Annotated in this window: 15 protein-coding genes; 1 reads left to right on the top strand and 14 read right to left on the bottom strand. The window is 58.0% G+C overall.

The features are described 5' to 3' along the window. Positions 1-32: 32 nt before the first annotated feature. The 4 genes from BLV41_RS13115 to BLV41_RS13130 are packed head-to-tail and all read right to left on the bottom strand — an operon-like array spanning position 33 to position 5241. On the bottom strand, positions 33-1004 hold the full coding sequence (locus BLV41_RS13115) for a hypothetical protein (RefSeq protein ID WP_074711958.1): 972 nt from the start codon (positions 1002-1004) through the stop codon (positions 33-35). Then, positions 1004-2110: a Gp37-like protein gene (locus BLV41_RS13120; protein ID WP_074711960.1), complete on the bottom strand. Its 1107-nt coding sequence runs from the start codon at positions 2108-2110 to the stop codon at positions 1004-1006. Before BLV41_RS13120 ends, BLV41_RS13115 begins: the two co-directional genes overlap by 1 nt. Beyond that, positions 2110-3084 (bottom strand): phage tail family protein, encoded by a 975-nt coding sequence (locus BLV41_RS13125; protein WP_139244322.1) that lies wholly within the window; start codon positions 3082-3084, stop codon positions 2110-2112. Before BLV41_RS13125 ends, BLV41_RS13120 begins: the two co-directional genes overlap by 1 nt. Positions 3085-3093: 9 nt before the next feature. Further along, positions 3094-5241, bottom strand: coding sequence for a phage tail tape measure protein (locus BLV41_RS13130; RefSeq protein WP_074711964.1), 2148 nt, complete (start codon positions 5239-5241; stop codon positions 3094-3096). Positions 5242-5494: 253 nt separating this feature from the next. Here BLV41_RS13130 and BLV41_RS23060 point away from each other — a divergent pair, with 253 nt between their 5' ends. Further along, entirely contained in the window at positions 5495-5845 is a 351-nt protein-coding gene (locus BLV41_RS23060; RefSeq protein ID WP_425284294.1) for an HNH endonuclease signature motif containing protein, read from the top strand. A 409-nt stretch (positions 5846-6254) separates the two neighbouring features. On the opposite strand, the gene BLV41_RS13140 is transcribed toward BLV41_RS23060, so the two are convergent. The 10 genes from BLV41_RS13140 to BLV41_RS13185 all read right to left on the bottom strand — a co-directional run bounded on the left by BLV41_RS13140 (position 6255) and on the right by BLV41_RS13185 (position 11652). Next, positions 6255-6656 carry a hypothetical protein gene (locus BLV41_RS13140; protein ID WP_074711968.1) on the bottom strand — a complete coding sequence of 134 codons (402 nt, stop codon included), beginning with the start codon at positions 6654-6656 and terminating at the stop codon, positions 6255-6257. A 100-nt stretch (positions 6657-6756) separates the two neighbouring features. After that, positions 6757-7296 carry an endonuclease domain-containing protein gene (locus BLV41_RS13145; RefSeq protein ID WP_074711970.1) on the bottom strand — a complete coding sequence of 180 codons (540 nt, stop codon included), beginning with the start codon at positions 7294-7296 and terminating at the stop codon, positions 6757-6759. After that, positions 7289-7870: a phage tail tube protein gene (locus tag BLV41_RS22100; protein ID WP_074711972.1), complete on the bottom strand. Its 582-nt coding sequence runs from the start codon at positions 7868-7870 to the stop codon at positions 7289-7291. Before BLV41_RS22100 ends, BLV41_RS13145 begins: the two co-directional genes overlap by 8 nt. Positions 7871-7891: 21 nt before the next feature. Continuing rightward, positions 7892-8314 (bottom strand): hypothetical protein, encoded by a 423-nt coding sequence (locus tag BLV41_RS13155; protein ID WP_074711974.1) that lies wholly within the window; start codon positions 8312-8314, stop codon positions 7892-7894. After that, positions 8314-8568: a hypothetical protein gene (locus BLV41_RS13160; protein WP_074711975.1), complete on the bottom strand. Its 255-nt coding sequence runs from the start codon at positions 8566-8568 to the stop codon at positions 8314-8316. The genes BLV41_RS13155 and BLV41_RS13160 overlap by 1 nt, the downstream gene beginning before the upstream one ends. Continuing rightward, complete coding sequence (locus BLV41_RS13165; RefSeq protein ID WP_074711977.1) at positions 8568-8897, bottom strand: hypothetical protein; 330 nt, start codon at positions 8895-8897, stop codon at positions 8568-8570. The genes BLV41_RS13160 and BLV41_RS13165 overlap by 1 nt, the downstream gene beginning before the upstream one ends. Continuing rightward, positions 8897-9409, bottom strand: a complete 513-nt coding sequence (locus tag BLV41_RS13170) for a hypothetical protein (RefSeq protein WP_074711979.1) — start codon at positions 9407-9409, stop codon at positions 8897-8899. The genes BLV41_RS13165 and BLV41_RS13170 overlap by 1 nt, the downstream gene beginning before the upstream one ends. Beyond that, the gene (locus BLV41_RS13175; RefSeq protein ID WP_074711981.1) at positions 9378-9596 is read right to left on the bottom strand and encodes a hypothetical protein; all 219 of its coding nucleotides are present in this window, start codon (positions 9594-9596) and stop codon (positions 9378-9380) included. Before BLV41_RS13175 ends, BLV41_RS13170 begins: the two co-directional genes overlap by 32 nt. 60 nt (positions 9597-9656) lie before the next feature. After that, entirely contained in the window at positions 9657-10853 is a 1197-nt protein-coding gene (locus BLV41_RS13180; RefSeq protein ID WP_074711982.1) for a phage major capsid protein, read from the bottom strand. Further along, positions 10846-11652 (bottom strand): HK97 family phage prohead protease, encoded by an 807-nt coding sequence (locus BLV41_RS13185; protein ID WP_139244323.1) that lies wholly within the window; start codon positions 11650-11652, stop codon positions 10846-10848. Before BLV41_RS13185 ends, BLV41_RS13180 begins: the two co-directional genes overlap by 8 nt. Between the last annotated feature and the right edge of the window lie 20 nt (positions 11653-11672).

Genomic DNA, 11672 nt, shown 5'->3' on the forward strand with positions numbered 1-11672 from the left:
TGAAGCCTCCTAAAGAAGTTGAGACAGAAAGGTCAAGAGACGGGAAGCTTCCATGCGATGGTTGCCGTGATGCGAGACCCGTTAGAAATTGGTGTGTTGCCGCCCGTTGAACGGACTGTCACAGTGCCAGCGAGGTTGACGCAGATGCCTACGCCACCCCATGACGGGCCAGAAACCACGCCAGCACCGAACACGGATGCATCAGCAGGCCGCCACCCAGCCGGGATGAGCGTGCCAGTTACCAGATTTCGCTCAGAAGCGGCCTCAATAGTGAACGCCGGGCCAGAGATGCGAACGACAAGGAGGCTCATAACGATCTGCGCTTCCTTGCCATCCACAGACAAAGTACGAGACAACCGAACCCCATACGCCCAACCAGTATCCGGGGCGCTAACAGCAATAACATCAGCACCAATCGAGTACGGCGCCGACCATGCCCACGTCCCATTCGGCCCCTGCGCAAACCGCCACGGGGTGGAGCCGATCATCACATCAGCACCCGGGCGAGCCAAGTAATTCAAGGCCAGAACATCAGCCGCAACCATGCCGCCATTACCAGCCCAGCAACGCAGGTCAATGATCTGGGAAGGAGTATTGACACCACCAACCCACTTGACCAAAGCAAGCGGCTGATCGTCCTCAACACCGGGGCCCTTGGTTCGTAGCGTCTCAATGTTCGGGGTTGTCGAGCCACCCTGAATAGCAACGAGCGTTGACGGTCCACCAAGCAAGGGTTGCCAGTTACGGCGCACCACAATCAGATCCCAACGAGTCCCGCTAGCAAGCGTGGAGCACTGGACCGTCTGCGTCGTCTCAGCCGTATCCGACACACCGTAACCGTGAGCCTTCCCGGCAGCAACGTTCAACGCATAGGGAATGGACGGGTGTGTGGCAACCATGAAATCACCCTCACCAATAACGCCATAGTCCGCGGCGCCAGCACGATTGGTTGCCCGGTCAGTCTCAGTCACCGGGCCGTCATAAAACTTGCTCACCAAAACCATTAGCGGGCCATCCTATCCATGTTGTCGCGCTTCAAATCGCGGATTCGTTTAGCAAGCTTCACGTCGGGATCGTCCGTGCGCTCGCCGATGATTGGGGTGGCAAGGTCGCCGTCTTTGTTCCAAGACAGCTGCACCTCGCGCAGGGTATCCGTGAATAGTTGGCCATTGATTCGGGCAGTCACCCTGTCCCCGATCCGCAGCCCATCACCGCCATAACGGAAGTGCGGCGTCTCGGAGAGCTCCAAGGACAGGCCCGACATGGGCGCCCCGTCGCCCAGTGCCTCGGCCGCACGTTCGGCGTACACGTCACCAACAGAAGAATCGCGAGCATCTTGGAACACCTCGATGATGTCCACCCACTCGGATTCACGGGCCCCATCTGAGAAGCCCTTGAAGGTGCGCGCAACTCCCTCGCCCTGTCCACCGACGACTACGCGGGTGGCTGTTGGCGCGGCGAGTGAGTATGTGCCACCAATTACGGTTCCGGATGCAGGGCTAAGAATGTGTGGGTAGTCGCGGGGTGTGTAGCAATCCAGCAGAAGCCCGTCACCGTCCTGTCGAACAGTTACGCCAATGCCTGCCTGATCGACTGCGGGAAACAGCCGGTCATAGGTGGGATGGAAGCGGAAGGTGTACGTTCCCACGGCGCCACGGCCAAGGTCAGGGGCAATGGTCAGCGGGTAGCCAAGGCGTGTAGCAGCCTCGGCCATGACCGTCTTGACTACCGTCTCGGCCGGGCCGGTGATCGTCCGATACTCCACGTTCTGCCCGGTCAGTGGCGCCGTTGGTTTCGGCCATGCCAGCCAGTTATGCAGGATGCGAAAGTCACCCTCGACGTTGAATGTCAGCACCGATGCCATGTTGAAATCGCCGGTAGCGAGTCGCACCGGGCCGGACATTTGAAACTCGCCATGGCGGTAGATCATGACCCGCGCACCCGGGGCCATGAGATCCGCGGCGCGCAGGTGATCGGAATCAATCGCGAACGTCGCCGTGGGCTTCATGTTGTGCCGTGGAGTTGGCTTCAAATCGATCGGGTTGCCCACCCAGCCCTTGAACGTCCAGCCCTGGTAGACCACGATTGAATACGGTGTCTCGTTAGCCATTAGCGGGCCCTCCAATACTTATTGCGAACTTCCGCAATGACCGCGCCTTGGCCGGTCATTGTGATTGTCAGGGCGCGATTCTGGCCGCGAGGAATAGCAACGAACTTTGATTCAGGGTCAAGGTCGCTGGTTCGGTCTACGGGGTCGGTGATCTTGCTGCCGTCCCATTCGCCGTACCAGAGCACCTGGCCGTTGATCGGGTCCGTGTCGATCTGCACCGCGTACCCCCCGGCGATGTCGAAGGGAACCGCGATATTGGAACCCTCAACACCGACAGAGACCGCCGTCGTAGGGCCAACCACCGTCCAGATCGGATAGGTGGGCACATCTCCATCGTTAGAGAACTTAGCGCTGCCCAAACTGCCACCAGCGGACAGGTAATGAATGACATCATCGGCGTACCCGTAAGTGATGCGGTCTTCTGCGGTGACGTAGTAGTTCCGCAAGTCACCCTGCGCCCACGAATTCCTGACCGTCTCACCCAACCAATAAGGCTGATCAGCAAGCAGGGTCACCCCATACTTTGCCCAACCCCGATACACCGAGTCATGCAAAGTCTCATCATCAGAGCTCACAAGGCGAAGGTTCAGAGTGCGCCGGCCGCCACCTGGAATGTGGCTAGTCCAAGTGCCCTCAAAGTCAGGATCGAGACTCCGCCAAAATGCCGAATCACGGGCCATGAACTCATCAGAACCAGTGTCCGAATAGAGGAACAGCGGCCAGAAGCACTCCCGATCATTCGTAGATGTGCCACGATGACGCGACCCAGCAACCATGGGAGACTTCGTTGACTGCCGCTCAAAGTCAGGCAGGTGCAAACCGCGCACACCCGGCATAAGGAACAGGCCAGACTTCGGGTTAGTCAGCTCCCACTCAGACCCATCCCACCCCCGCCACGACAAGTCCTGCGCCTGCCATGGCGGGGCTGGTGGCGCCGGAGGAACGTACGGCAACGCATAAGCAAAATTCACCATACTGGCCTCCTAGAAGTAGACACTGAAGGTGTCACGTCGCTTCGTTTCAATGCGGTTGGCAATCTCGTATGGATCCCAGCCAACGTTTCCGTTGAAGATGACGTCACCGCCGCCAGCCTTACCGCCCACGCCTTCTGGGAGGTGCTGTGAAAGCTTGGACAGTGGGATGACAGCCTCGGGCCCAGCCTCACCAACAACGGCGAGAGTGGGCCGGGTGATCACACCGCCCTCAGCGAGCATGGGGATGGATGGAACAGACCAGCCATTGCCGCCCACGCCAGGAACCCAGTCAGGAATCTTGAAGCTGATCTGCCCAACAGTGCCGTTCCAGAAGCCCGCGATGGCGTTGAATGCGTTCCGGAATGGGGACATGATCGAATTGGCGATGCTCTGGAAGATCCCAGACACAGTGCCAATGGCGCCACTGAAAAATCCAATGATTCCGTTCCAAGCGCCGGATACGAAAGAACTTATTCCGTTCCATGCGCCGGCCCAGATGGAGCTAATAGCACCAAGGACGTTTGAAATTACGGCTCGAACCGTGTTGATGTAGCCGGTTATGAAGCCGACTATTCCGCCCCAGATCGCAGAGGCCACGGAGCTGACCAGATTCCACGTATTGGCCCAGATCATCTGAGCCGCCATGACCCCGACGGTGATTATTGTCCGGATCGTGTTTATGTAGCCAGTTATGAAACCGACAATTCCGGACCAGACGGCCATTGCCACCGACGAAACAAAGCCCCATACAGCGGCCCATGTGGTACTAATCCAGCTCAGGACTGTTCCGATAAGGTTGCCGGCGTTGGTGATCGTGGCCTGAATGAACCCCCACACCGCGCTCCACACGTCTTGGAAGAATGTTGTCTGAGTTGCCAAGTAGATGATGCCTGCCACCAGCGCGACAATGATCAGAATGAGCCACGTGATCGGGTTCGCAAGCAGGGCTGCGTTCGCTGCCCAGATACTCGCTGTCCATGCAACAAAGGCACCCACGAGGGTGGCGCCAATAATTCCGGCAACCACGCCTAACACCCACGTGTTCTCGCTAAGCCATGCGCCGAATTGCTGCAACATGGGCATCGCGCCCGCTAGCGCCCCGGATATCTGACCGAAAACATTTGACGCCAAAGGCTCCAGGGCCAGCATTGCGTTGTTCTTGACAAGCTGCCACGACTCAGCAAAGTCGGCAGTGTCGGCGGCCGTTCCAAGGATGGAATCCGACGTCTGCCCAGCAGCCTTACTAAGGTCATCAAGGTTGATAGATCCGGACTTGAGTGCACCAACAAACTGTGATGCGCCCTTAGTTCCGAAGACCTTGGCCGCCAGATTGATCGCACCAGCCTCGTCACCGCTCGCGATGAAGCCTTGCAGCTCACCAGTCACGCGCTTGAACGCGTCCTTAGGTGCCTCGCCATCCTTCGCCAGTGTCACAAGTGACTTGCTCATGGATGCCATGACGGCGCTAGAGTTCAGGCCAGCCTTATCGAGTGAACCAACCAGCACGGCGGTCTCTTCGAAATTGAACCCAAGCGCCTGAACTGCCGGCGCATTCTTTTGCACCGACGCGGCAAGGTCATTCATGCCAACGCCGGTTGCCTGCGACACCTGAAAGAGGTGGTCCATGGCGCCGGAGACATCATCACCAGTGATCTTGAACGCGCTGAAAGCTGCCGATGTCTTTCCAATATCGACGGACTCCCCGAGGATGTTCCCGGCCTGCAGGTACTGTGACGCCACGGTTTGCAGTGTGTCCCCAGTGAGGCCCATGCGAGTGTTGATGTCAGCCACGGCAGTACCAATGTCACCAAATTCGGCAGGCACCGTCTTGCCAACGTTCTTGGCTACATCAACGAGGCCGTCCAGGGCCTCGCCTGTGGCTCCCGTTCCAATGCGGATCGTGTCAGCAACGTCATCAAATGATTCCGCAATCTTCCACAGGCCAGTGAATGCGCCAGTGACAGCGGCCGCCCCGGCAAGGGCCGCCAAGCCCTTGCCGAAACTGCCGGAGAACTTACTGCCAGCAGCGGAACCAGCCCCATCACCGGCCTTGGAGGCGCTAGGAATGAGGGCATCAGCAATCGCACCCTGACCACCCTCGAAAGACGGGATCAGATGGACATACGCCTTGGCAATATCAACGCCGTTCTCAGCCAACGTGACCCCCTTTTGGGCATAATGGTGATAGAATATATGTATGGCAAAAGAATGCAGTTTCGACGGATGCGAACGAGTTCACGAATCACGCGGCCTGTGCAAATCACACGCCCAACAGCAGCGCGAAGGGAGGTCATTAAAGCCCATCCACACGAAGACTTCCTCCAAGGAGGTGTTCTTTTGGGAACGTGTGGAAAAGTCCAGCGGGTGCTGGAACTGGACGGGAAAGAAGACAACCCATGGATACGGACAGATGAAGCACGGCGGAACCGTACGGGCCGCGCACCGGTACTCGTGGGAGCTAGCGCACGGGGAACTGGACGAGAATCTTTCGATTGATCACTTGTGCCATAACCCACCGTGCGTAAACCCTGATCATCTAAGGGCCGTAAGCCACCGGAGCAATATGGAGAACCGGATTTCTTCCCATAGCAATAGCAAGTCCGGAGTCAGGGGAGTTATGTGGGACGCCGAAAAGAAGAACTGGCGAGCCCGCGTAGCGTCGGACGGAAAGAAAATAAACGTCGGAAGATTTTCTAGTCTCGAAGAAGCCAATGCAGCTGCTCTAGAGGTGCGCGCAAAACTATTCGAAGTAACCGACTGATCGCCCCGACAGTCGGTTACTTCGGCAATAAAAAAGACCCCTAAAGGTCAGTTGGATTCCCACCAGTCATTGAATTGACTGATCGGTATTGGCTCACTGCCGAATGTTTTATCGCCAGATTCCACACCGGGCCGTTTGATCGGCTTCGGGTGCGGGGAATTCTTGCGCCCCGCTCGTTGCCAATTGCCCTCAGCGAGCATGTCTCCGATGAGGGCTAGTAGCTGTGCGTTGACTTCGCCATTCGCCCAGGCTGCCGTCTCTGGATGCATCACCCGAGCAATGGACGATGATGTGGGAGCGTGCCGAATGATCACCCATAGGTCACGCCACGACAAGGCCGGTGTGCCAAGGTCGCCAATGTGCTTCCCGATGGTCAGCAGATGGTACTCAATGGCCTCGCCGAACTCGTCTAGGAGTTGGACAAGGCCGAAGATTCCCCCAAGCTCACGGAAGACTCGTCACGGCTCTGTGACCATGCCGTCCAAATCTGAGTAATCTCATCCTGTGTGCCCACCATGAACGCGCCGGGTGCGTACTTGTCGAACACCTCACGCTGCAACACGACCACATTGGAAAGCGCCGACTGATCGAATGACTCGGGAAGAACAATTTCCTCGCCGGTCGCGTCAGCAATCGCCTTAGCCTTGTCGTAGATTTCTTTGCCGGCGTTGGCTGCCATTGCCGCGTTGGTCAGGCGTGATGCAAGATCCGCGTTCAAGTACTCCTTGGTCGGAAGGGTGTAAACCTTCTTCGGCGCACTGGCGAAACTAAACTCAAAAACGTTTTGCTTGAAGCTGGGAGTGAAAACCATTTGCGGGAACACCTTTCAAAGAATGGGATGGGAGCGCATGAGGGTGGAACGGCGGGCCGGGGAGCGCTCCCGCAAGAAGAAACCCCGGCCCGCCAGCTTGTTAGGCGACTTCCAGAACAGAAGCCGCTTTGTTTACGGACTCAACAACACTCGATGCGCGTGAGTTTTCCAGATATGAAATGGCAGTTGAAAGCGTGTCGATACTGTCGCCCAGCAAGCCAAGCGACATGTTGCACCGCTGGCACAAAAGCCCACGAACTCGACCGGTCTCATGGTCATGATCAACTGCTAGGCCCTTGTAACTTTCCTCTGGGAGGGTGCCGCATATCGCGCAGCAACCATTTTGCAGTTCAAGGATTGCGTCGTAAATTTCCGCCGTTATCCCGAAGTTGAACATCAGGTGACGCTCACGACGCTTATCGACGTTCGCAGCATTCCATGCGTTAGATGTGAGCCGAGCGCGCTCACGATTCTTGGACCGCCATTTGGCGTTGGTTTCTTTGCCCGCCGCATGAGCGCAAGGTTTGCACCTTGCTTGTCGCCCATCCGTCTTATTGTGCGGCGCCTTGTGGAACCGATCCAGTGGCTTAGTTTCCCCGCAGAGCTTGCATGTTTTCTCTGCAATGAGGGGACTATGCACTATAGATTCCATCGTCGGTGTAGATGTAGACATTGACGCCGGCCGCGTCAGGGAAAGTCTTGAGCGTGATCGGCCACGTGATAGCACCAGACTTGGTAAAAGCGATCTCGCCCTGCTCTGAAACCTGGGCATCAGGGACAACGATAAGGATCTTCGCTGCGCCATCCTTGACACGGAAGATCCATGACTTGCGCGGCATCTCAGTCGCGCCCATCGTGGCCTTAATGATCTTGCCGGACGTGGGAGTTGCCGCAGTGACAGTCACGTTGTCATCGCCGAAGTAGTTCTTCAACGCGGCCTCATTGGTTTCAAGATGAGCCCATGCCAGGGTGCCGTTGAATTCCTCCAACGTCTCCTTGACGGTCGCACCTGACCAGTCCTTGATCCCGGCCATGGAACGCTCAGGCGTCATGGTCAGACCGTCTTCGGAGATGTAACCCGAGTCATCAAACTCAGCACTGGGAGCTTCGGACGGCAATACGGGCAGGTCAGTTCCCAACGGCGCCGAAAGGATGGCGCCGGTAGTCGCCTGATCGGGACCACCTACTAGAACATTTTTGGCATCAACAGCCATGATTTTTACCCCTTCCGGGCGTTAGAGAACTTCGCCTCGTACCGCTAACTGGTACGTGGCTGTGAATCGTGCATGAGTTGGTGCGAGCGGGTCCGGGTCGTTGTAAGCGCCGGAGAATTCATTGACAGAATCAACTTGATTGCCGCCCAGAAGATTGCCCTCTAAGGCGTTCATAAGGGAGCGGACGAACTGGGCCACCCGGAACGCCAGCGACTCATCAGGCGAGCTCTTGGAGCGGCCGTAACACTCGATGGTGAGCTGGGGCTGATCGGTCACCATGTCCCGACGAGGCCCGCCCGTGCGGTGAATGTAAATGAACGACTCCGGCAAGGTCGCCGGCCGCTTTACATAGGAGGGTTGACCGAAGCCAAACCCCGGAAGAGTCGCATTGAAATGCTGCCGAAGATCATCCTCAACATCAGCGAACAGGACCAGATCACCCATCAGCCACGCCCCGCATCAATAGCCTTCGTAAGCACCTTGTCAGTAGCCTCGGCCTTGCGCGCCTCAGACGTGTTCGCAACCACCATCACACCCGAACGCTGTGGATTCTCCGTCTTGACGATGACAAACCCATCAACACCCGTCGCTTCTAAGATCCGCTCGGCACGCGCCAGCAGATCAGCGCGCACACCCTCAGAACGACGAACCGCATTGAACCCCTCAATATTGGGAACAATCTTGATCTTCGTAGCCATCAGCCCTCCCAATCCACAAGCTGCAAAGTGGTGTTCGAGACAGCACCAGAAGGAGACTTCCAGTAAGCGGCCGATCCAGAGAGTGAGTACCGGACGCCATCAAAGACAACCGCCACATGATCACCGACCGGAACAATCCGCTTGATGAACACCGTCCATCGGATCGTGTTCTGAGTACGGTTCTGCAGATCCTCCGACGACGCCCCAGGCTGCACAGAGCAACCATCAATAGGCGTCACCGAAACAGGGCTGTCAAAGTCAGGCCGCGGCGTGCCACGATCATCAACCCATGACGGATCAACCACCTGCACGGACTCACTGAAAATCATCAGACCCCCTTGAAGATCCGGTAACGATCCAACATGACCCGCTCGTGATCCATCAGCACGACGCCACCAGCAACCCCAGGGGCGACCAGCGAGAACGACACGGACACTTGGCCCGCTTGCTCCCGCGTGATGCCGCTAGGGGACAGTGACGCACGCCCAGCAATGGCGCGCACAATCTCGGCAACCTCGGGCACGGACTCAAAGCCATGCTCAACAGTCAGCCGCACACCACGCAGGCGTGAAGTCCAACAGCCATCAGCACGCAAGAAGCCAGCCTTCGACCACTCCAACGTCAACGGGTCCATGACCGCGCCGGCATTTGTTGCGGCCGTAATGTCCACGACACGCAACGACGGGATAGGTAGCGAGTAGGCGCCGTTACCGTCGATCACCATTTCCTCAGTGATCACCGGGGCAATATGCCAGCCGCAATAAGACCGAACGGCAGCCTCAGCAGCGGCCAAATAATCGGCCTCTCGGTCAGCGCTTGGTGCGGGTAGCAGGCTTTCCATCAGCCACCGCCTTATTGTCAGGCTCGACCGCCTTGTTCTCCGGCACGTCAGCCTTAGCCTCGGCGGCAGGCTCGATCTCCGGCACATCAACGACCGTTGCGGCGATTACTTCGAGTGCTCCATCCGGTACATCCTGGTCATCGAACTGGAAGGTGAGACCGTTCAATTCATAAATCTTCAACGCCATTTTGACTCCTTGGTAAAGGTGCTGCGCTGGGGACTCGAAAGCCCCCAGCGCAGCGTCCGGTTACGGGGTGGGCTCAGCCGCCGACAGGGTGACCTTGACGAATGCAGCCGGGTACTTGACCTGCAAGCCCAGGCGTTCGCGAACTCGGATCGTGATCTTGTCGTTCGTGAAGTCGTCAGCGTGGGAGTTGGTGGACTCAACGCGAACGCCTCCCTTGCGGAAGACCTTGGCGGAAGTGAACGCACCAACCAGCACGGTGCCGGCGGCAACGGCGTTGGTCACTACCGTGCGCAGACCCCACAGCGGGGGCTGCTCGATGATTCCGCCCTGGCCGTACTGGCCAGCGAAGAAGCCACCACCGAAGTACTGGCCGTTGCCGTCCTTACGCAGGCGCAATGCCTGGTAGTCCAGGGGGTTGATGACGATGCCATCAGCGGAGAAGATCGAGCCGAGACCGACCTTGGTCATGGCGCGGAAGATCGCGTCAGCGTTGTCCGTTTTGTCAGCCGAAGCTTCCACCTGGACACCGACACGGTTCAGCAGGCCGCGCAAATTCGGGCTGGTGCCGTTACCGGACAGCAGCGCCGCTTCTTCCTTGGAAGCCAGATCGTACAGCGCGGTCGAGTTGACCTCGGACACGACGTAAGGCAGATCCTCAGCCATGTCATCGCTGATCTTGAACCAGCCAGCGACCTCGCCGAGCGCGTCCGTGACCCAAGTCGGATCGGCAACGTGCATCTGTGGCTTCTGGCCACCCTCACCAACGGCGCCGGTTCCACCTTCGAGCGCGCCATAGACGGGGTAGGAGATCGCATTTCCGGAGACGTTGCCGCCACCCAGTAGGTCGGCGATAACAAGACGCTGTCGAACCGGCTTGACGAACTCGGTATCGATGTCCGTAACCAGCGGACCGTACGCGCCGCCGTTGCGTCCAACGAGCTGCGTGTCAGTTGCGGCCTTGAACTCCGGAGTAGCAATGGTGCCGGGAGTCTTGAGGCTGCGACCCTTGAGGGACTTCACAAAGTGATCACCCAAGGACTTCGCGCCAACCTCGTCCGGGCGAACCTCAGGATCGGCTTCACTCATGGACTTAACCAGAGCCTCGCCATCGGCGATTGCCTTCTCGTGAGCCTTTGCCTTCACGATGTCACCCTTGATGGATTCCATGCGTGCGGCCTGCTCGTCGGACAACTGACCGGACTTACCGGCAGCGACCAGGCCCTTGGCCTCGTTCATCAGTTCATCAAACTTAGACATTTGAAATTCCCCTTTCAAGGGATTCAGTTAGGAAAAAGGATTCAAACGACTTCGCATTGACGGACACCTCGGCGGCAGGTTCCTCGGACTTGACCTTGCCCAGTTCCTCAGGCTTATCGCCCTTGACCGCGCTCAGTTCCTCGTCCTTGACCTGGTGGCCGGTGCTGGTCTTGCCTTCGTCATTCGTTGCTGCATCAAGCAGCGCGGACAGGGCCAGTTTGGCCGCGTCCAAAGCGTCGATCGTCTTGGTGACAACCGCCGCGTTCTTGGCCGAGAGAACCCGGCCGGCCTTGACGCCATCAATGACGTCAAGAAGATCTGATTTTGCAGACAGCAAATCGGTCGCCTGATTTGCCCCGACGAGCGTTGGCCCAACCTCGTAAACCTTCAAGGCTCGAAGCTCGGTCGCATCCTTGCCACCCACTTTCGTGGGGCCGGAGTCTTCCACCGAGTAGGCGAAGGAGAACTGTGTGACACGGCGGGCCTTGAGTAGCTTGAAGACCTGGACCGCTTTCGGGTTATCCATGTCCAGCTGGGCTTTGACCTGTAGGCCGGCGTCGGTCTCGGACGCCTCAACGACGTGGCCGATGTGTGAGAACGGGTCACTGGAATCGTGCGACCACACCACGGGGATAGGGTCACCGCTGTCTGACCAGTCCTTCAACGTCGCAGCAAAGGCGCCCTTCACGATCACGTCCCCGTACGAGTCAATGTTTCCGAACACGGCCACAACAGCCTCAAATTCGCCAGCATCACCAGCCGCAGCCTTGACGCGGACGGGCATATTCTTCGTAAGCACTAGCCCTCCTTGGGCAATAA

This window comes from Arthrobacter alpinus (genome assembly GCF_900105965.1).
GTDB lineage: Bacteria > Actinomycetota > Actinomycetes > Actinomycetales > Micrococcaceae > Specibacter > Specibacter alpinus.